A 19,147-nucleotide genomic window follows, 5' to 3' on the forward strand; every position below is an offset into this window, starting at 1 on the left:
TCACCTGCTCTGCGGGCGATCACTCTCGCGAACCGGGCGTTTCGTCCGGGTTCGCGGCCAACTCCTCCCAGTAGTCCACGTACGCCTGCTCGTGCATGATGCCGAGCCGCAGCACGCGGGCGCGTGAGGTCGCGCGCTCGCTGTCGTCCGGATCGATCTCGCTGTACAGCGTCCGGTACAGCTCCAGCCAGCCGCGATGCTCGGCGGCCTGGTTGCGGGCCAGTGCCACCACGTCGCCGGGTTCGCCGAGGTCGGCGAAGAACAGTTTCAGCTGCGCGGGATCGCGGGTCTCCGGCGGCGGCGAGGTCGGGTCGCCCAGCCAGCGGGTGAGTTCGGCGCGGCCGGCGGCGGTGAGATGGAAGACGCGGCGGCGGCGTCCGCTCTCCTCGGCCTCCTCGTGCAGCAGGCCCTGCTCGGCCAGGCGCGGCGGGACGCGATAGAGCTGGGCGTGCGGGATGGGCCAGAACTTGTCGACGCTCTCCTCGAGGCGGGCCTTCAGGTCGTAGGGCGTCAGCGGGCCGTGCCGGGCGATGAGGCCCAGCACGATGTGGTCCTGCGGGCCGAGGTCGGTCATTCGGCAACTCCTCTCGGGTTGACACGGTATCGCTGAGACTATACCTTCATTCCCGTCATACCGTATCAATGAGACTATGGGAGTTGGGATGCGCGACTACGCCATCGACCTGTACAACCGCTGGGCCGCCCTCTGGAACGGCGACCTCGCCATCGCCGGCGAGATCATGGCCCCCGAATTCACCCTCCGGTACGCTCAGCCCGGCGCGACCGTCTTCGACGACGTCCACGACCCCGCGGCCCTCGCCGCCGTCGTCGACGCGTTCCGCGCCGAGCGGCCGGGCCTGGAGTACGACCCGCAGGGCGTGCCCGTCGTCGACATGACCGACGGCCGAACCGGATTGATCGCCCAGCCCTACGGTGCCCGGGTCGTCGATCCGGACGGCACCATCGTGCGCGACATCAGCGGTACCGACATCCTGCGATTCGAGAACGGGCGGATCGTCGAGGTCTGGTCGGTGTCCGGTGGACCCACCGGACGCAGCTTCTACGCTTGAGCCCATGTCGAAGCGCCGCATTCCCCGTCTCGCACCCGAGGACTGCCCGTGCGGGCTGCCCGCCGCCTACGCCGACTGCTGCGGGCGCTTGCATCGCGGCGAGGGCGCTGCGAGCACCGCCGAACAGCTCATGCGGTCGCGCTTCAGCGCCTTCGCGGTGCGGGACGAGGCGTATCTGCTGCGCAGCTGGGCTCCCGAAACCCGGCCCGCCGACGTGGATTTCGACCCGGGACTGCGCTGGGACCGGCTCGAGATCCTCGGCACGACCGGCGGGGGACCCTTCCACACCGAGGGCACGGTGGAATTCCGTGCCCACTACCGGACCCACGGCAGGTCGGGGCAGCTGCACGAGAACAGTCGCTTCCGCCGCGACCACGGGGCGTGGGTCTACCTCGACGGCGATATCGAGAACTGATCAGCGGATTCGGTTCTGCCGCACCACTCGTCACGGACCTTCGTCGCGCACGACACAACGGAATCCGAGATGGCAGGTGGCGGTGTCCTCGGTCTGCCCCTGCCGGGCGGCCGGGCGGTAGCGCAGACAGTAGTCGGCCGCGCACAGATACGAGCCACCCTTGACCACGCGGCGTGGAAAGCGTTGCGCCGCTTCGAGTTCGGGTGTGTCCACCCGTGGGTTGCGTGGCGCGCAACAGCACGACGCCGAGTGCCCGGGGCGAAAGAAGTCGACTGTCCACTCCCACACGTTGCCGGTCACGTCGTACAGACCGTAACCGTTGGGCGAATAGGTGCCGATCGCCGTGGTGCCGGGTGTGGACGTCTGCCCTCGGCCGGGCTGGAACTTCCAGGGGAAGGCGCCGACCCAGACATTGGCCAGGCGCCGGCCGGTGGGTTCGAATTCGTCACCCCAGGCGTAGGTCGCCGAATCGAGTCCGCCACGGGCCGCGTACTCCCATTCCGCCTCCGTGGGTAGCTGTTTGCCGGCCCAGGCCGCGTAGGCCGAAGCGTCCTCGTAGGCGACCTGCGTGACAGGGTGACGGTCGAGCCCGTCGAGCGTACTGCCGGGCCCGTGTGGATGGCGCCAGCTGGCTCCCGGCACGTACCGCCACCAGCGGCGCCAGTTGTCCAACGACACCGGACCCGAGGTGGGCCGGAACACCAGCGCGCCCGGTGTCAGGTCCCCCGGCTCCGCATCCGGGTAGTCCTCGGCCGCCGGAATGCGTTCGGCGACAGTGAGGTATCCGGTTTGCTTCACGAATCGCCGGAAGGCCGCATTGGTCACCGGGTGCGGGTCGATCCAGAACGAATCGACTCGCACCCGATGCACCGGCCGCTCCTCGGGGAAGAAATCCTCCGAACCCATGCTGAAATCGCCGCCGGCTATCCGGACCATGCCGCGGTGGACGTCTGCGCGGATCGCGGTGGCCATGGGTGCCTCAATCGCGCGAAAAGGCCGCGGCCGCCGCCATTTCCAGATCCTGGTACGGCTTTCCGCTCACGTCCTCGATGACCTGGTGCATGGTCCCCCCGGTGAACGGGAACGGTGACCGGTACCGCGCCGACACGGACTGGCCGGTGTCCCGGCCGACCCGGACGCCCTCCCCGACACCGGAGAACACGGTCGGCTGGATCCGCATGTCGTCGAGTGAACCCACGGGGTTCTCATCGATGTAGAGGACGGCCTCACCCGTGGGCGTGAAGTGGTCGGGCCGGGTGCCGTGCCGTTCGTACCGCACCCCGAGGATGTGATCGCCGAGCGGTACCCGGCGGTCGGAGACGATGGCCTGTTCCTCCTCGCCGAGGAAGTTGTAGATGTAGCACAGGCGACCGTCCTGGACGAACAGGGCGTGCCCGCCGAGCCGCCCACCGTGGGCGAACAGCACTCCCTCCGCGTCCGGGCTGGTAATCGTCGTCTCGGCGAGCAGCGCGAACGAGCGTCCCAGAATCTCGAGCGCCGCGCCCGGTCCGACCTCCGCGCTGTCCGGGTAGTAGACGGCCCGGTCCAGGCCTTTGGCGTAGGTCGGGCGATAGCGCACCATCGCGGAGACGATGTCGAGATCGTTGAGCGGCATCCCGTTGTATTTCTCGGCCTCCGAGAACCACAGTGCCTTCAATTCCTCCAGCTTCTCGGGATGGACCTCGGCCAGGTCGTGCATCTGGCTGCGGTCCTGTTCGAGATGGAACAGTTCCCAGCGGTCCTTGTCGAAATGTCCCCAGCCGGACGGGCATGCCGCGTGAATGGTGTCGGTGAACCACCCACGATGCCAGATCCCGCGCGTGCCCAGCATCGAATAGAACTGGGTGTGCTTGCCGATATCGGCGTCGGCGTCTTCGAACAAGGCCCGGAAGCTGACCCCCTCCAGGGGGCGCTGCTCCACGTTCTTCACCGTGTCCGGCGGTGTGATGCCGAGCAGTTCGTAGACGGTGGGGGTGATGTCGCAGACGTTGAGGTACTGGTGGCGGACCTCGCCGCGGGCCGGGATGCCGGCCGGCCACGACATCACGCATGGATCGGCGATGCCGCCTTCGTGCGAGGCATACCGCTTGTACAGCTTGTACGGGGTGTTGAAGGCCATCGCCCACCCGATGCTGTAGTGGTTGTAGGTGGTCGGCAAACCCAGCTCGTCGAGCTTGGCCAGACTGTCCTCGATCGTGTCGATGTAGCCGTTGAAGAACTTCATCTCGTTGACCGAACCGTTCGGACCGCCCTCGCCGCTGGCGCCGTTGTCCGAGAAGGCCACGATGATGGTGTTGTCGAGCTGGCCGCTCTCCTCGAGATAGTCCAGCAATCGGCCGATCTGCGCGTCCGTGTACGACAGGAATCCGGCGAACACCTCCGCCTGCCGGGCGAACAGCCGTTTCTCGTTGTCGGACAGCGAATCCCATGCCCGCACCGTGTCCTGCGCCGGCCACGGTTTGCCATCGGCGCTGGTGACGTTCATGTACGGGTTCATGGGCGACAGCTCGGTGTTCTCCGGCACCAGGCCCATGCGCTTCTGGTTCTCCAGCACTATCTCGCGATACTTCTCGTAGCCCATGTCGAACCGGCCGCGGTATTTGTCGGCCCACTCGTGCGCGACATGGTGCGGCGCGTGCCCGCATCCCGGGCACAGGTACATGAACCACGGTTTGTCGGGGGCGATCACCTTTGCGTCGCGAATGAACTCGATCGACTTGTCGGCCAGATCCTTCGACAGGTGATACCCGTCCTCCGGCGGATACGGCTGCGAGATCGGGTGATTGTCGTACACCAGATTCGGATACCACTGGTCGGCCTCGCCGCCGAGGAAGCCGTAGAACCGCTCGAACCCGCGCCCCAGCGGCCAATGCCGCTTCGATGCCGCGAGATTCTCCTCCTCGAGCGGCGTCATGTGCCATTTCCCGACGGCGTAGGTGTTCCATCCCCGCTCGGCGAGCACCTCCGAACACAACGCGGTGTCGGCGGGGATGCGCCCCGACAGGCTCGGGAATCCATCGCTGAATTCTTCGATCGTCGCCATACCGACCGATGACGCATTTCGCCCGGTCAGCAGCGAGGCGCGCGTGGGCGAACACAGTGCGGTGGTGTGGAACTGCGTGAACTGCACGCCACTATCGGCGATCCGCTTCATATTCGGCATGTCGACCAGACCGCCGTAGCAGTCCCAGGTAGCGATTCCGATGTCGTCCCACACGAGATACAGCACGTTGGGGGCACCCTGCTTCGCGGTCGGCTCCGCGTACGGCCCCCAGTCGGCGACCGAGTCACGGATATCTAGGGCGACATGTCCTTCGAACTTCCTGGCCATCATTCACCTCTGGAAAAGGAGAATCGTTGGTAGTGATACCCAGCTCCGGCGATACCGCTGGGAGTTCATCGACGCGTCGGTGACCATGCCATTCCTGGACTCGGTATCCGGAACTCTCGCTGCTCACCGGCCTCTCGTTCCGATAGAAGAGTACCGACCGGAATGGACTCATAGCAGCAGTTGGCCGAACACGAGGCCCGAACGGTCGATGATGTAGAGCCCGAGCACGATCAGCACGACCGGCATCATCCAACGGCTGAAGCGCCGCAGGATTCGGCCGGCCGGCGATGGGCCGGCGCCGAGGTCCCGCTGGATAGCACGGTCTGCGACCGGATGGCCTTGCGGGTGATCGAACAGGGGCACAAGACGCTGTCGCCATCTGCGCGCAGAAGCTGCGCAACGGCATCGCCTGCGACATTGCAGTCAATGTAAGGATGCGGGCGATGCCGAACGACGACATGCGGTGGTGCCCGTGATGGTGATTCCGGCGGATCAGTGAGCGGCGCGGGCCTCGAAGCCGTCGCACAGTGCGGTGAGACCGGTGTCGAGCAGATGCTCCGGATTCAGCAGGGCGGTGTCGCCAGTGCCGACGAGATCGGCGAGCGGCGGCGGGGTGGGCCAGCGCGGGTCGCCGTCGAGCAGGGCGGTGAGCCCGGAGCGTTCGTCGGCGCTGCTGTCGCGTCCCTGCAGCAGCCGGGCGCTGACCTCCTGTAGCGCGACCCCGGCGATGTAGCTCCAGACCGACAGTGACATGCGGGTCGCCTCGCGGGTGTCGACGCCGAGCTCGGCGAAGCCCTCGACCAGCCAGCTCAGCACCACCAGGCTGTGCTCGCCGAAGTTGTAGCGCGGCACCGCGAAGGTGAACAGCACCCACGGATGTTCCTGGTAGAGACGCCAATCTACCTCGGCCGCGATCCGCACCCGGTCCCGCCAGGTCCAGCCCTGGCCCTCGGCCGGCGGGTAGGGGTTGCGCCGCGAGACCTCGTCGGTCATGGCCGCCAGCAGGGTGTCCTTGTTGGGGATGTGCCGGTACAGCGACATGGCGCCGGAGTTCATCCGATCGGCGATGCGGCGCATGGACAGGGAATCCAGTCCGGACTCGTCGGCCAGGGTGATGGCGGTGTCGACGATGGCGGCCCGGGTGAGCTTGGCCTCGGTCATCGGACGAATTGTTCCCTTCCGCGCAGGGGTTGCGTACCCTGTACTCGCGCTCGTGCGTACAACGTACGCGCGCCTTTTCTTGCAAGCCCGAAATCAGCCCGAAGGATAGGTCATGACGAGTACCCTCGCGCGTCCCGACGCGAAGACGCCGCGCCGCGCCTGGGCGGGCCTCGCGGTTCTGCTACTGCCGGTGCTGCTGGTGTCGATGGACATGTCGGTGCTCTACCTGGCCATGCCGACCCTCACCCAGAGCCTGGATCCGTCCGCGACACAGCAGCTCTGGATCCTCGACATCTACGGCTTCATGATCGCCGGACTGCTCATCACCATGGGCAATCTGGGCGACCGCATCGGGCGCCGCAACATTCTGCTCGCCGGTGCCACGGTCTTCGGAATCGCCTCGGCGCTGGCCGCTTTCGCACCCAGCGCGGGCGTGCTCATCGCGGCGCGGGCGCTCATGGGCATCGGTGGCGCGACGCTGCTGCCGTCGAGCCTGGCCCTGATCTCGACGCTGTTCCCGAACGATCGGGCGCGGGCCACCGCCATCGGCGTCTGGACCGCGTTCTTCGCGGGCGGGTCGGCGGTCGGGCCCATCATCGGCGGCGTCCTGCTGCACCACTTCTGGTGGGGCTCGGTGTTCCTCATCAATACGCCGGTGCTGCTGGTGCTGCTGGCCTTCGGTCCGCTGCTGCTGCCCGAGCACCGCGACGCCGGGCGCGGCCGCCTGGACTGGGTGAGCGTGCTGCTGTCCATCGGTGGCATCCTGCCGCTCGTGTACGCCGTCAAGCATTGCGCGGCCGAGGGATTCGACCTGCCGGCCGTCGGCATCGGGATCCTCGGTGTGCTGCTGCTGACCGCGTTCATCCGGCGGCAGCGCACGCTGGCCGAACCGCTGCTGGATCTGAGCCTGTTCCGGCGCGGGCTGTTCTCGGTGGCCATCGGGTCCAGCACGGTCGGCATGCTGGCGCTGGCCGGCATGAGCTACCTGACCAGCATGTACCTGCAGTCGGTGACCGGACGCGACGCGCTGCAGTCGGCGCTGCTCGGGATTCCGGGGGCCGTGGTGGTGTTCGTGTTCTCGATGAGCGGCGCGCGGATCGGGCGCAGGCTCGGCACCAAGACCACCTTCGTGCTGGCGCTGAGCATGGCGTCCCTGGGCAATCTCATGCTGCTCGGGGTCGGTGTGGACGGCGGGATCGGCTGGTACATCGCCGGTTCCGTGGTCGCGGGCGCGGGCTTCGGCATCGCGTTCACACTGGTGTCGGAGGTGGCGGTGTCCTCGGTCCCGGCCGAGCGGGCCGGGTCGGCGGTCGGTATCTCCGAGACCAGCTTCGAACTCGGCAACGGGCTGGGCCTGGCGCTGCTGGGATCCCTGGCGGCCCTGGTCTTCCGCTCCGGCGGGAATTTCGGGCCGACGCTGGGCGAGACCGTCGACCAGGCCGGTGACAATGCCGCCCTGGTCGAATCGGCGCGGGAATCCTTCGTGACCGGCATGCACGTGGCGACCACCACCGGTGCGGTGCTGCTGGCCGCGATGGCGGTGGTGGCGTTCTTCGCCAAGTCCGGCGCCCCTGCGACCAGCGCCGCGGTGCCGGCCGGTTCCGCGCACTAGCCGAACAGGGTGGTCCACGCCTCGGTGATGCGGGCGCGCCAGGGCATGACCATCCGCTGATACGCCCAGCGCACCGGGCCCGCGAGGGCACGCCAGGCGCGGGCGACGGCGGCGAAGAGTGGTTGCAGGACAGTGCGGTTGAACCAGCGGCAGGGGGCCACCACCGTGATGTGGACGACGGTGGTGGCCACCCGCCAGCCGAACCGGACCGTCACGATCACCGCGTAGACCAGCGGACGCAGCACCCATCGCCACAGGTGCTCCGCGGGCCACACGATCAACCAGGTGGCGAGCGGCTCGAGCACGGTGACCAGCAGCCAGTGGCCGCCGGGCCGCAGGATTCGCCGCCACAGGGCCGAGATCGGGACGGCGACCAGCCACTCCCACGCCATGGCCAGCGTCCACCCGATCGCCTCGGCGATCGGTCTCACCACGGCGCGGAAGATCCACGGGATGCCCGGCTTCAGGACCCGCCGCCACAGCCACTCCTCGATGGTTCGCTGGATCGGGCGCAGGACATAGGCGAGCAGGAATGCCCCGATCGGGGTGAGGACCATGCCGAACAGCAGCTGCTGGATCAGCAGGTGCCAGAGATAATTGCGCACGAAATTGCGCAGCGGGCGGAAGACCCAGTCCCGGAACAAGATCGCCAGCGGTCGCGCCAGATGCTCGTCGAACAGCCTGAATGCCGCCACGATCAGTCGCGGTATCCGGGTGAGCGCCTCCCACACCAGCCGCGGTGGCACGAACAGCACCAGCACGATGCCGCGTGCGATCCAACCCGGGATCGAGACGTGTTCCGGCGTCGGCTCTTCCGGCGCTCGATACGACATGACGGATTCCTTCCCCCGTAGACCGCCTCCCATCCTGGTGCCGGAAAGTGGGCTGCGCCCAGGGTATTTCCACTCACTTCCCGATCACATACCGGTCCGCCGGTTAGGCTCGGAAACGTGGCTGAGCAAGACGCTCCGAACAGTGCGCGACCGGCCGGGTCGAACGGACGTCCATTGGCGGAACGCGTGGCGACCAGACTCTTCTATCCGACCTCCCGACCGCGTGAGAAGGCGCTGCGCGAGGCTGTGTCCGGCGAGGTCATCCTGGTGACCGGCGCCTCGCACGGCATCGGCAAGGCGGCCGCGCGGAAACTGGCGGCCGCGGGCGCGACGGTGCTGTTGGTGGCGCGGTCGCTCGAGGATCTCGAACAGGTGGCCGCCGAGATCCGGGAAGCGGGCGGGACGGCGCACGTCTACCAGTCGGACATCACCGAATTCGATGCCGTCGAGGCCCTGGGACAGCGGGTGCTGGCCGAGCACGGCCGGGTCGATGTGATGATCAACAACGCGGGCCGGTCGATTCGCCGCCCGATCGACGAATCCTATGACCGATTCCACGATTTCACCCGCACCATCGACGTCAACTACCTCGGACCCGTGCGGCTGCTGCTCACCCTGCTGCCGAGCATGCGCGAGCACCGCCGCGGGCACATCGTGAACATCTCCACCTGGGGGCTGCGCATGCCGCCCGCGCCGCGGTGGTCGGCCTACGGTGCGTCCAAGGGCGCCTTCGACATCTGGTTGCGCACCGTGGCGACGGAGATCGCCGCCGACGGCGTCACCACCACCTCGGTGTACATGCCGCTGGTGCACACCCGCATGAGCGCGCCCACCGATTTCTCCAGCGTGCCCGGTCTCACCGCCGACGAGGCTGCCGATCTCATCTGCCACGCCGTGGTGGCGCGGCCGCTGGAGATCTCGCCCTGGTGGACCGGTGCGGTGCAGGCGTTCTCGGATCTGCGGCGCGGGGCCGCGCAACGGTTCATGGAGCGCGGCATGGGTCGCCGGTCAGGGAAGTAACACCACTTTTCCGGTCGTCTCGCGGGATTCCAGGGCCCGGTGCGCGGCGGCGGCCTGCGCGAGTGGGAAGGACTGGACGGCCGGGCGCAGACGACCGGTCGCGGCCTCGGCCAGCGCGCGAGTCTCCAAGGCGCGCAAGCCGCCCGCGCGTTCGAGCATGGGCGGGCCGAGCACGACCTGCGAGGTGATGCCGCGTGTGGCGAGGGCCTGCTCGTCGAGGTCGATCTGTCCGCCGGACCAGCCGAACACCAGTCGCACGCCGCCCACGCCGAGCAGATCGACTGCGGTGCGGGCGATCTCGCCGCCGACACCGTCGAACAGCAGGGTGGCCGGGCGGTCGCCGTAGCGGGCGCGCACCGCGTCCGGCCATGCCGGATCCAGGTAGTCCAGCGCCAGATCAGCGCCGTTCTCGTAGACCTGATCGGCCTTCGCCTTGCCGCCGGCGAGTCCGATGGCGGTCGCGCCCGCTGCGGCCAGGTACTGGACCAGCAGGGTGCCGATGCCACCGGCCGCGGACGGCACGATGGCCACGGTCTCGGCGCTGACCTCGGCGAAGCCGAGAATCCCGAGCGTGGTGCGTCCGGTGCCGATCATGGCGACCGCGGCCCCGGGATCGACACCGTCCGGAATCGCGTGCAGCCGTTCGGCTTCGGTCACCGTGAGCTCCGCGTATCCGCCCGGCACCTGCCCGATGTGGGCGACGACCGCGCGGCCGAGCCAGCTGTCGTCCACTCCGGAACCGACCCGGTCCACCGTCCCCGCCACCTCCCGGCCGGGGATGGTCGGCAGTTCCGGTATCGGCATCGGCGATCCCGAGAAGCCCTGCCGCAGTGCGGTATCCAGCAGATGCACCCCCGCCGCACGGACCTCGATCCGCACCTGGCCGGGACCGGGCTCAGGGTCCGGGACCGTCTCGTACCGCAGATTCTCGGCAGGTCCGAACTCGTGAAGACGGATGGCGTGCACAGCAACTCCTGGTCTCGGCAATGAACGTGTCCCCAAAGCCTGCAACCTGAACATTGGTTCAGGTCAAGTTCCTTTGCGCGGGGTCCGCCGACTGCGGCGCCGAGTTCACCCGCAATTTGAAACGAATCGCCTTCACACTCGCGGCTTTCGGGTTAGTCTCGCTGCGTTTTACTTCCTGTGAGCTTGCTGTGAGAGAGGACAATTCATGAAAACCGTTGTGCTGAAAGCCTGTGCGATCGCGGCCATCGGCTCCGGACTCGGCGCGGCCCCGGCCCTGGCCGCTCCGCTGTCGCTGCAACCCGCCACCCCCGAACCGGCCGCGGTGAACCCAGTCGCCGGGCTGATCCCCGAGACCGGTTCCGCGGGCGCGCTCAATTCCTTCACCTGCGCCCTGAAGAGCATCTCGGCCTCGGCGCCCTGCCTGCTCACCTAACCGAGAGGCCGCGGCCGGGCACGGCCTAGGATCGGGCCATGCGATATCCGGACGTGCGGCGATGAGCCTGACCACCCTCCTCACCCTCGCCGATTCCCGGCTGCCGATCGGCGGGCACGTGCATTCGGGCGGGGTCGAGGAGGCGGTCGCCTCCGGTCTGCTGCGCGATGTCGCGAGCGTCGAGCTCTACCTGCGGCGACGCATCGGCACCTCCGGTCTGGTGGTGGCCTCACTGGCCGCCGCCGTCTGCGCAGGGACCCTCGAACCGGGGCGCGCCGAACTCGAGGCCGACGCGCGGACGCCGTCGCCGGCGGCTCGGGCGGCGTCGCGGGCGCAGGGGCGCGGGCTGCTGCGGCTGGCCAAACAGGTCTGGCCGCAGGCCGATTGGCGGGCGCTCGGCGCTCGTCCGCATCTGTCCACGGTGTTCGGAGTGGTCGGCACGGTGTGCGACGCCGCACCGGAGGACATCGCCGCCGTCACTGTCTACACCACCATGACCGGGGCCGCGACGGCCGCGCAGCGACTGCTGGCCCTCGATCCTGCCGCGGTCGCCGCCTGCACCGTCCGGCTCGCCGCGTTGTGCGACGCCACCGCGCGGCAGGCGGCGAAATCGCTTGCCGCGGTCTCCGACCCGCTGCAGGACGTGCTCGCCGAGCGGCACCTGCGGCGGGACATGCCGCTGTTCGCGTCCTAGCCGGTCACCTGGTTGGTAACAAGCGGTTTACGTGGCTGGGCAAGGATGGGGGTGAAAGGAGCCGCACATGCCACCTCACCTCATCGATGGGGAACCGCACGACCACAGCCACGACCGGCCCAAGCGGGAGCGGACGCCGGGGGAGCCGCTGCGGATCGGGATCGGCGGGCCCGTCGGGTCCGGGAAGACCGCGCTGACCGCGGCCCTGTGCCGTCAGCTGCGGGACGAGCTGTCGCTGGCCGTGCTGACCAATGACATCTACACCACCGAGGACGCGGATTTCCTGCGCCGGCACGCGGTGCTGCCCGACGAGCGGATCACCGCGGTCCAGACCGGCGGCTGCCCGCACACCGCGATCCGCGACGACATCACCGCGAACCTGGACGCCATCGACGACCTGATCGAGGCGAACCCGCCGCTGGATCTGATCCTGGTCGAGTCGGGCGGCGACAATCTGACCGCCACCTTTTCCTCCGGCCTGATCGACGCGCAGATCTTCGTGGTCGACGTGGCCGGCGGCGACAAGGTGCCGCGCAAGGGCGGACCGGGCGTGACCTGGTCGGATCTGCTGGTCATCAACAAGACCGACCTGGCCCCCATGGTCGGCGCGGATCTGGCTGTCATGGACCGGGATTCGACCAAGGTGCGCGAGGGCCGGCCGTTCGTGTTCACCTCCCTCACCGAGGATCCGGCCGCGACGCCGGTCCTGGCCTGGGTGCGCGAGCAGTTGCGTGTGGCGGCCGAACAGGACGCGGCGGCGGGCAGTGCCCATTCGCACTGAGCTCCGTATCACCGCGACCGCCGGGAGGCTGCCGCACATTCACGCGGTCGGCGGCCTGGCGGCGCGGCACACCGGTGTGGACACGGTGCACATCATCGGCACCGCCGCCACCCCGCTCGGCGGCGACGTGCTGGACATCGTCGTCTCGGTGGGTGAGGGCGCGCGGTTGATGGTCCGGTCGGTGGCCGCCACCATCGCGCTGCCCGGGCGCGAGACCCGGAAGTCCATGGCGCACTGGCACTTCGACGTGGCTGCCGGCGGCGAACTCGATGTCGATCCCGAACCGACGGTGGTCGCGGGCGGCGCCGAGCACGACACCTTCACCACCATGCGGCTGGAAGAGGGTGCGCGCCTGCGCATTCGGGAACGTATCCAGATCGGCCGCACCGGCGAGGACCACGGCTCCTGGAGCGGCGAGCTCACCGCCGACATCGGCGCCACCCCACTCCTGCGTCACCGCCTCGAACTCGGCGCCGAGACCATCACCGACGACGCCCTCTCGGCCCCGCGCGCACTGGAGAGTGTGCTCACCTACCCCGATGGCCGCCCGGCCGACACCACCGGCCTGAACGCAGCACTCCTACCCCTCGCCGCAGGCGGCACCCTGTTCACCTGGACGGGTCCCCTGCTGACCCGCTGACCCGCAGTTCCCCCCTCGAGGAGATCTATGCCTGGGCTGGGGTGAGCGCTCGGACCAGTCGTTCGAGCCATTCGCGCAGGCTGCCGGTGACGTCAGGATGGCTCTGCCGGAACGTGTCCCAGTGGACGTTCCAGGTGAGGATGTCGTCGGCTTCGAAATCGTCGGCTGCTGCGCCGAGGGCTCTGCGCAGCAGCGGCCGGGGTAGGTGGATGCACGGGGACTCCGCCAGGAGCACGGCGTCGTAGAGATCCTTGCCCGCGCCGCCGTCGCGGATGTCGACGTACTCCGAGGTTCTGGTGGATTCGGCGAACAGCCACAGGAGTTTCCATGCCAGGGACAATTCCGGGCTCGCCGTGACGCAGGGGGTGGGCGCGCTGCCGTCTCCGCGTGGCACGAGGGTCCAGACGGGGGAGTCGGGGAGGGATAGGTCGGCGGCGAAATCCACTTGAACCGAGCCCGTCATCGCGTCGGGGCCGGTCGTGTACCAGGGCACCCGGACCCTGAGGCCGGGGGTGTCGTTGTAGTCGAGGGCATAGCTCTCGTCCGCAGTGTCGTCGATACCGTCGGCGCTCAGGACCACACCTGCCGGGGTCGCCGGTCGCTGCCGGATCGTCTCGATCAGGTTGTCCAGCAGGGGAGTCCAGGTGTGGTTCTCGCTGTAATCGTCCGGATCCACCCAGTGCAGGCCCTCCGGTGGCAGGATCGGGCGTAGCCCGAAGGACTCGAACTGCTCGTCCTCCCACATCTCGTCGGTCGCCGCTCCGAACGCGGCCTCGGGCCAGTGCTGCACCCAGGACATGTCGTCGACATAGGGAACCGGGTCGGCAGGATCGGTGAAGGCGATATCGGTCGGTTCGGGCACGATCCAGTCCAGATCGGCCGGCGGCCTCGCCTTGTCGCCGACCCACGCGGCCATGGTGATGCTCCCGCGCAGCACCAGCCCACGACCCCAGGGTGATTCGGCGATCAGCTCCAGCGTGTGGTCCAGCGCCGCCCGATGAGCGGCGCGGAACCGCGGTGTCGTCTCCACCTCCCTGACGCTAGAACAGGGGTGTGACAGGAAATCGCGGTCATTCCAGGTTGTAGACCGCGAAAGCGCCACGCGCTCAGCAGACTTGGGCGATCAAGATCCGGGAGCTGTCACTGCGGAATTCTGCCCCTTACCCGCTCCGGGAGCGCCCTGATGTTGTCGCCAGCATTGCGCCGCAACGGATTCGGGCCCCCGATCATCGCGCTGCACGGGCTGCCTGGCCGGCCACGCGCGTCGCTACCTTCCGACCCGGGCCCGAGATGGCGGGACCAGTTTCGCAGCGGCCTCGGCGAGATCGATGCCCACCCTGACGACGGCAGATCCACGACCTGTACCTGCTCGGGCAAGTTGGCTATAGTTAGATATAGTCAGATGGCGCGAGTGAATCAGGAGGTAGATATGACGACAATCGAGGGTGCGAATGTTCTGGTGACGGGCGGGCAGCGTGGGCTGGGCCGTGCGTTTGCCCGGGAGTTTCTGGACCGGGGTGCGGCCAAGGTGTACGTGAGCGCGCGGAAGCCGGAATCGAGCGACGTTCCGCGGATCGTGCCGGTCGAGCTGGAGGTCACCGATCTGGATTCGATTGCCGCGGTCGCGGAGCGGGCCGGGGATGCGAGCATTGTGGTGAACAATGCGGGGGTGTTGCGGCCGGCTCCGCTGTTGCAGACCGAGATGGCGGATGTGGTGGAGACGTTCGAGACGAATGTCTTCGGGCCGCTGCGGATCGCGCGGGCCTTCGCGCCGATCCTCGCCGCGAACGGTGGTGGGGCGCTGGTGGATATCCACTCGGTGCTGTCCTGGAGTTCGGGGGCGGCCGCGTACGGCGCGTCGAAAGCCGCTCTGTGGTCGATCACCAATTCCCTGCGGATCGAATTGGCGGGGCAGGGTACGCAGGTGGTCGGTGTGCATCTCGGGTTCGCCGACACCGACATGGTGAAGGCCATCGCGGCGCCGAAGATCAGTCCGGCCGAGGTGGCGGCGGCGGTCGCCGACGGGCTGGAACAGGGGTCGACCGAGGTGCTCGTGGACGACTTCACCCGGCAGGTGAAGGCCGCGCTGTCCGGCCCGGTCGAGGGCCTCGTACTGACGCTCGGTCGCTGAAAATCAGTCTCTTCCAAGGGAGTTCATCATGCCGCTGTGGCACATCTATCACCCCGCCGACACCCTCACGGCCGAGGACAAACAGGATTTCGCCAAGGACATCACGGCTTACTACGCGCGATTCGGGCTGCCGGAGTTCTACGCGGTGGCGCTGTTCCACGAGGTCCCGGTCGACTCCTTCTACGTCGGCGGGGTATCGATCCCCGCGGTGCGGATCACCATCGACCACCTGGCGCGCCAACTCGACGACCCCGATCTGCGCAAGCACATGAGCCAGCGCCTGCACGACCTCATGGCCCCGTACACCCTCGATCGGGGGCTGCATCTCGAATTCAATATCAACGAGGTACCCCGGGACACCTGGATGATCGGTGGACTGTTCCCGCCCCCGCCCGGCAGCCATATCGAGCGCGGCTGGGCCGAGGCGAACAAACCCATTCCCTACTGACCGAGCGTGGCCCGTATCGGCGCGGTGGGATGGCGGGGGCTGGTGGGAACCGGCCCTCACCGCCGGTTCCCACCGCGAGCACAGCGGTGCTCGATCGAGCTGCTCGACGGCGAGGGTCAGTCGCCGACGACGCGGGGTTGAGCATTGAACGCGTTGAACGCGTCGACTGCAGCGCCTGCGGCGTTGGCCGAGACCGGGATCGCGCCCGGAATGTGCAGGCCCTCATGGGGATTCATGTTCGGGGCCTCGGCGGCCGGCCACTGCCTGGGCGCGTCGTCCTGCTGTGTCACCGGAGCGACCTCGGCCGGTGCCGCGTTCGCGGTGCCCGATCCGACGATCGCCGGTAATAGCGGAACCGCCCCTGCCGCAACCACATTGCCGACCTTGTTCCGGTGCGGGTTGAGTGGTCGGTGCTTACCTGCGGCCATGCAGAACCTTTCTGTTCAGGCAGAACATCTAGGGGTACATCGACGCTCGGCATTCGAACCCGCCGGTCGCCTGGATTGGTGACAAAGTGGGCAACCGGAAGTCATTGCCATAACTGAAAATTAGCCACAGTGATAATGAAAGGCCATGAAAGAGGCCGGAATCCAGTTCAGGGATTCCGGCCTCAGTGCATCTGCACTCACTTCTGAGTTGCCGACTCGTTCGCGATGGTTCCGCCGACGGGTGCGGAGTCGTCGATACCGCTTGCTGTCAGCCCGCGCGCTGCTGCGAGGACTTCTCCGCTTCCGCATTCGCCGCGGATTTGCCGTTACCGGAAGAACTTTCGCCGCCGATCTGTTTGGCGAGCTGACGCGCCTCGGCCGGATCGTCGAGCGCCTCGAGCGCCAGCCGCGCGAACACCCACTGCTCGGTGGCGGCCATCTGACCGCGGTGGCGGCCGAGGAAGGAGACGAACCATTCGAGCACGGTGACGAAACGGCTGCGGAAGCCGACCAGGTACCACAGGTGCAGGCCCAGCCAGGCCAGCCACGCGAAGAAGCCGCTGAACTCCAGCTTGCCCACCTGGCACACCGCGCTGAATCGCGACACCGTGGCCATGGAGCCCTTGTCGAAGTACTTGAAGGGCTTGCGGTCGGCCACCGTCTGCTTGCCCGCGACCTCGGCCTTGATGGCCTTCGCGGCGTAGGTGCCGCCCTGGATGGCGCCCTGCGCCTGCCCGGGCACGCCCGGCACCGACATCAGATCGCCGACCACGAAGACGTTCGGGTAGCCCTTGATGGTGAGGTCGGGCTCGACGATGACGCGCCCGGCCCGGTCCACCTCGGTGCCCTTGGACCGGTCGGCGAGGATCTTGCCCAGTGCGCTGGCCTGTACGCCGGCCGACCACACCTTGCAGGCGGATTCGATGCGCCGCTCGGAGCCGTCCTGGTCCTTGATGGTGACGCCGCGCGCGTCGACATTGGTGACCATGGCGTTGAGCTGGATCTCCACGCCCATCTTCTCCAGCCGCTGCTGCGCCTTGCCGCCGAGCTTGGGGCCCATGGGGGCGAGCACCGCGCCCGCGCCCTCGACGAGGATGACGCGCGCGTCGCGGGTGTCGATATTGCGGAAGGAGCCTTCCAGGGTGCGGTCGGCGAGTTCGGCGATCTGCCCGGCCAGTTCGACGCCGGTGGGCCCGGCGCCGACCACCACGAAGGTCATGAAGCGGTCGCGGACTTCGGGATCGGTGGCGAGCTCGGCCTCTTCGAAGGAGCCCAGGATGCGCGCGCGCAGCTCGAGGGCGTCGTCGATGGTCTTCATGCCGGGCGCGTAGGTGGCGAAGTGGTCGTTGCCGAAGTAGGACTGCTGCGCGCCGGTGGCCACGATGAGACTGTCGAACGGGGTGACGTAGTCCTGGTTGAGCAGGCGCGAGGTGACGGTGCCGTTCTCGACGTCGATGTCGGTGACCTCGCCCATGACGACGCGCGCGTTCTGCTGCTGGCGCAGCACGATGCGGGTGGCGGGGGCGATCTCGCCGGTGGAGAGGATGCCGGTGGCGACCTGGTACAGCAGTGGCTGGAACAGGTGCGTGGAGGTCTTCGAGATGAGGGTGATGTCGACGTCGGCCTTGCGCAGCTGCTTGCAGGCGAACAGTCCACCGAACCCGGACCCGATCACCACCACGCGATGACGCTGTGCGACGGATTTCTCGGTGTTCATCTAGTTCCTGCTCCTCGCCAGACGGGAAAGTACGACAACTCACCCGTAACGGTAATGCAGTGTGAGTAGCGCGGACCAATCAGGATCGACCGAAAACAGACCTTTAGGCAACAACCTTGAAACTACAATATGGACGGTCGTCCAGCGAGGATTGCCCAGAAGCGTGCCGCGGGCGGCCCCGGCCGTGCCGGAACCGCCCGCGCGTAGTGTCGGTGTCAGCGCCCCTGGAACAGCAATTGCGCCACGTGCGTGGTGGTTTCGGAGCCGTCGGCGTAACCGCCCTGATCGCCCTGCTCGGTCATGATGGCGAGGGTGTAGCGCTCACCCGGGCCCGCGAAGCCGACCGAATTGACCACCCAGCCCCCCTGCTCGTCGGACCAGCCGTTCTTCAGACCCGGGTTCATGGCCGCGCCCGCGCCCCACACGCCCCAGTGCTGGTTGGTGTCCACGTGGCGCATGCGGTCGAGCAGGTAGGCGCGGTCATCCGGGTGCATGCGGGTGAGGACGTTGTCCATCAGCCGGTCCAGGTCGGCGGGGGAGCATTGCTGGAAACCCCAGTCGGGGAACAGCTTGACCTGCTCGATCGAGGTGGTGGGCGGCATGGGGACCAGGCCGGTCATGCCGTTGGCGCGGAAGGCGTTGTTGAACGACATGCGGTCGATGCCGGCGTACTTGTTCCACAGGATGTCGGCGGCATTGTCGTTGGAGGTTGCCAGCATGGACTCCATCAGCGCGCGGTCGTCGGGGCCGAGCTGGATGGCGCCGATCCGGGCGCGGTTCAGCAGATCCTCGGCGATTGCCAGCTTGATGGTGGAGGCGGTCCAGAAGTTGGTGTCCGCGTTGCCGTTTCGATAAATGCCGCCGGTGACGCGGTCACGCATCACGTAGCCGGTGACGCCGGGGCGGGTGCCGAGGTAATTGTCGACGGCCGCGATGCGGCTGCTCATATCGGCGTCGAATCCCGCGATCGGACCCTGGGTGTGCACCGGTGCGGCACCGGCCATGGGGACGAAGGCGGGTGCGGCCGGAATGAGGGCCGCGGCAGCGAGAACACAAGCGGAGGAGGCCACGCGCCGGGCCTTGGGGGAACGCACGAGGGAACACAATAGAGGGGACGATGCCCGATACGCACGTCTTGAGGTGAATCGGTGTGTGTGTTATCGAATCGACACTGTTGCACGGACTTTCGCGCGGGTCAGTGGAAAGCCGCTTGTAGCTCTTCGATGCTGCGGCCATTGAGGCGGTAGCAGTGCTCGAATGCCTCGGTGTGCCGCTCCCGCGGCCACGACTGCAGTACGACGCCGCGTCCGTAATGCCGGGAGTTGACGAGTTCCCAGCGGTCTCCCACCCGCCGAACGGTGAACCCGGTTCTGGGCACGAGCGGAATCACCGACGCAGACATCGACGCGGACCAGCCTTTCCTGAGAACTTCGAACCTCCCCGAAAGGCACTGTCGCATACCACACT

General features: G+C 67.8%; 22 protein-coding genes. 10 read left to right on the forward strand and 12 right to left on the reverse strand.

Annotated elements, in window-relative coordinates:
- Nucleotides 1-19: 19 nt before the first annotated feature.
- Nucleotides 20-574 (reverse strand): PadR family transcriptional regulator, encoded by a 555-nt coding sequence (locus tag AB0L60_RS24905; protein WP_364617974.1) that lies wholly within the window; start codon nucleotides 572-574, stop codon nucleotides 20-22.
- A 76-nt stretch (nucleotides 575-650) separates the two neighbouring features.
- Here AB0L60_RS24905 and AB0L60_RS24910 point away from each other — a divergent pair, with 76 nt between their 5' ends.
- Together AB0L60_RS24910 and AB0L60_RS24915 are read left to right on the forward strand one after the other, a co-directional pair.
- On the forward strand, nucleotides 651-1,070 hold the full coding sequence (locus AB0L60_RS24910) for a nuclear transport factor 2 family protein (protein ID WP_364617976.1): 420 nt from the start codon (nucleotides 651-653) through the stop codon (nucleotides 1,068-1,070).
- 4 nt (nucleotides 1,071-1,074) lie between these two features.
- Nucleotides 1,075-1,485, forward strand: coding sequence for a YchJ family metal-binding protein (locus AB0L60_RS24915; protein WP_364617978.1), 411 nt, complete (start codon nucleotides 1,075-1,077; stop codon nucleotides 1,483-1,485).
- A gap of 30 nt (nucleotides 1,486-1,515) precedes the next feature.
- Here the strand turns inward: AB0L60_RS24915 and AB0L60_RS24920 are convergent, their stop codons facing one another.
- The 4 genes from AB0L60_RS24920 to AB0L60_RS24935 all read right to left on the reverse strand — a co-directional run bounded on the left by AB0L60_RS24920 (nucleotide 1,516) and on the right by AB0L60_RS24935 (nucleotide 5,977).
- A complete protein-coding gene (locus tag AB0L60_RS24920) occupies nucleotides 1,516-2,457 on the reverse strand; it encodes a formylglycine-generating enzyme family protein (protein ID WP_364617980.1) in 942 nt (313 codons plus the stop codon).
- Nucleotides 2,458-2,464: 7 nt separating this feature from the next.
- Nucleotides 2,465-4,816 carry an arylsulfatase gene (locus AB0L60_RS24925; RefSeq protein ID WP_364617983.1) on the reverse strand — a complete coding sequence of 784 codons (2,352 nt, stop codon included), beginning with the start codon at nucleotides 4,814-4,816 and terminating at the stop codon, nucleotides 2,465-2,467.
- A gap of 168 nt (nucleotides 4,817-4,984) precedes the next feature.
- Nucleotides 4,985-5,179: a hypothetical protein gene (locus AB0L60_RS24930; protein ID WP_364617985.1), complete on the reverse strand. Its 195-nt coding sequence runs from the start codon at nucleotides 5,177-5,179 to the stop codon at nucleotides 4,985-4,987.
- A gap of 129 nt (nucleotides 5,180-5,308) precedes the next feature.
- Nucleotides 5,309-5,977 carry a TetR/AcrR family transcriptional regulator gene (locus tag AB0L60_RS24935; protein WP_364617987.1) on the reverse strand — a complete coding sequence of 223 codons (669 nt, stop codon included), beginning with the start codon at nucleotides 5,975-5,977 and terminating at the stop codon, nucleotides 5,309-5,311.
- 112 nt (nucleotides 5,978-6,089) lie between these two features.
- Between AB0L60_RS24935 and AB0L60_RS24940 the strand changes: the two genes are divergently transcribed.
- Nucleotides 6,090-7,589: an MFS transporter gene (locus AB0L60_RS24940; RefSeq protein ID WP_364617989.1), complete on the forward strand. Its 1,500-nt coding sequence runs from the start codon at nucleotides 6,090-6,092 to the stop codon at nucleotides 7,587-7,589.
- Here the strand turns inward: AB0L60_RS24940 and AB0L60_RS24945 are convergent.
- Complete coding sequence (locus AB0L60_RS24945; protein WP_364617991.1) at nucleotides 7,586-8,422, reverse strand: hypothetical protein; 837 nt, start codon at nucleotides 8,420-8,422, stop codon at nucleotides 7,586-7,588. The genes AB0L60_RS24940 and AB0L60_RS24945 overlap by 4 nt on opposite strands.
- Nucleotides 8,423-8,608: 186 nt before the next feature.
- Here AB0L60_RS24945 and AB0L60_RS24950 point away from each other — a divergent pair, with 186 nt between their 5' ends.
- Nucleotides 8,609-9,442: an SDR family NAD(P)-dependent oxidoreductase gene (locus tag AB0L60_RS24950; RefSeq protein WP_364617993.1), complete on the forward strand. Its 834-nt coding sequence runs from the start codon at nucleotides 8,609-8,611 to the stop codon at nucleotides 9,440-9,442.
- Here AB0L60_RS24950 and AB0L60_RS24955 read toward each other — a convergent pair.
- On the reverse strand, nucleotides 9,431-10,408 hold the full coding sequence (locus AB0L60_RS24955; protein ID WP_364617995.1) for a zinc-binding dehydrogenase: 978 nt from the start codon (nucleotides 10,406-10,408) through the stop codon (nucleotides 9,431-9,433). The two genes, AB0L60_RS24950 and AB0L60_RS24955, sit on opposite strands and share 12 nt — an antisense overlap.
- 205 nt (nucleotides 10,409-10,613) lie before the next feature.
- Here AB0L60_RS24955 and AB0L60_RS24960 point away from each other — a divergent pair, with 205 nt between their 5' ends.
- The 4 genes from AB0L60_RS24960 to AB0L60_RS24975 all read left to right on the forward strand — a co-directional run bounded on the left by AB0L60_RS24960 (nucleotide 10,614) and on the right by AB0L60_RS24975 (nucleotide 12,956).
- Entirely contained in the window at nucleotides 10,614-10,841 is a 228-nt protein-coding gene (locus tag AB0L60_RS24960) for a hypothetical protein (protein ID WP_364617997.1), read from the forward strand.
- 61 nt (nucleotides 10,842-10,902) lie between these two features.
- On the forward strand, nucleotides 10,903-11,535 hold the full coding sequence (locus AB0L60_RS24965) for an urease accessory UreF family protein (RefSeq protein ID WP_364617999.1): 633 nt from the start codon (nucleotides 10,903-10,905) through the stop codon (nucleotides 11,533-11,535).
- 67 nt (nucleotides 11,536-11,602) lie between these two features.
- A complete protein-coding gene (gene ureG, locus AB0L60_RS24970; RefSeq protein ID WP_354831895.1) occupies nucleotides 11,603-12,316 on the forward strand; it encodes an urease accessory protein UreG in 714 nt (237 codons plus the stop codon).
- Nucleotides 12,306-12,956: an urease accessory protein UreD gene (locus AB0L60_RS24975; protein ID WP_364618167.1), complete on the forward strand. Its 651-nt coding sequence runs from the start codon at nucleotides 12,306-12,308 to the stop codon at nucleotides 12,954-12,956. Before ureG ends, AB0L60_RS24975 begins: the two co-directional genes overlap by 11 nt.
- Before the next feature lie 25 nt (nucleotides 12,957-12,981).
- On the opposite strand, the gene AB0L60_RS24980 is transcribed toward AB0L60_RS24975, so the two are convergent.
- A complete protein-coding gene (locus tag AB0L60_RS24980; protein WP_364618001.1) occupies nucleotides 12,982-13,986 on the reverse strand; it encodes a nucleotidyl transferase AbiEii/AbiGii toxin family protein in 1,005 nt (334 codons plus the stop codon).
- Nucleotides 13,987-14,385: 399 nt separating this feature from the next.
- Here AB0L60_RS24980 and AB0L60_RS24985 point away from each other — a divergent pair, with 399 nt between their 5' ends.
- Together AB0L60_RS24985 and AB0L60_RS24990 are read left to right on the forward strand one after the other, a co-directional pair.
- On the forward strand, nucleotides 14,386-15,087 hold the full coding sequence (locus AB0L60_RS24985; RefSeq protein ID WP_364618003.1) for an SDR family oxidoreductase: 702 nt from the start codon (nucleotides 14,386-14,388) through the stop codon (nucleotides 15,085-15,087).
- Nucleotides 15,088-15,115: 28 nt separating this feature from the next.
- A complete protein-coding gene (locus AB0L60_RS24990; protein ID WP_364618005.1) occupies nucleotides 15,116-15,535 on the forward strand; it encodes a tautomerase family protein in 420 nt (139 codons plus the stop codon).
- 116 nt (nucleotides 15,536-15,651) lie between these two features.
- On the opposite strand, the gene AB0L60_RS24995 is transcribed toward AB0L60_RS24990, so the two are convergent.
- From AB0L60_RS24995 to AB0L60_RS25010, 4 genes are all read right to left on the reverse strand, one after another.
- Nucleotides 15,652-15,963, reverse strand: coding sequence for a hypothetical protein (locus AB0L60_RS24995; RefSeq protein WP_364618007.1), 312 nt, complete (start codon nucleotides 15,961-15,963; stop codon nucleotides 15,652-15,654).
- Between the two features lie 268 nt (nucleotides 15,964-16,231).
- Entirely contained in the window at nucleotides 16,232-17,680 is a 1,449-nt protein-coding gene (locus tag AB0L60_RS25000; RefSeq protein WP_364618009.1) for an NAD(P)/FAD-dependent oxidoreductase, read from the reverse strand.
- A 215-nt stretch (nucleotides 17,681-17,895) separates the two neighbouring features.
- The gene (locus AB0L60_RS25005; protein ID WP_354833094.1) at nucleotides 17,896-18,684 is read right to left on the reverse strand and encodes a tat pathway signal sequence; all 789 of its coding nucleotides are present in this window, start codon (nucleotides 18,682-18,684) and stop codon (nucleotides 17,896-17,898) included.
- 191 nt (nucleotides 18,685-18,875) lie between these two features.
- Nucleotides 18,876-19,028: a hypothetical protein gene (locus tag AB0L60_RS25010; protein WP_326361853.1), complete on the reverse strand. Its 153-nt coding sequence runs from the start codon at nucleotides 19,026-19,028 to the stop codon at nucleotides 18,876-18,878.
- Between the last annotated feature and the right edge of the window lie 119 nt (nucleotides 19,029-19,147).

The sequence above is a fragment of the Nocardia sp. NPDC051981 genome (genome assembly GCF_040680715.1).
Classification (GTDB): domain Bacteria; phylum Actinomycetota; class Actinomycetes; order Mycobacteriales; family Mycobacteriaceae; genus Nocardia.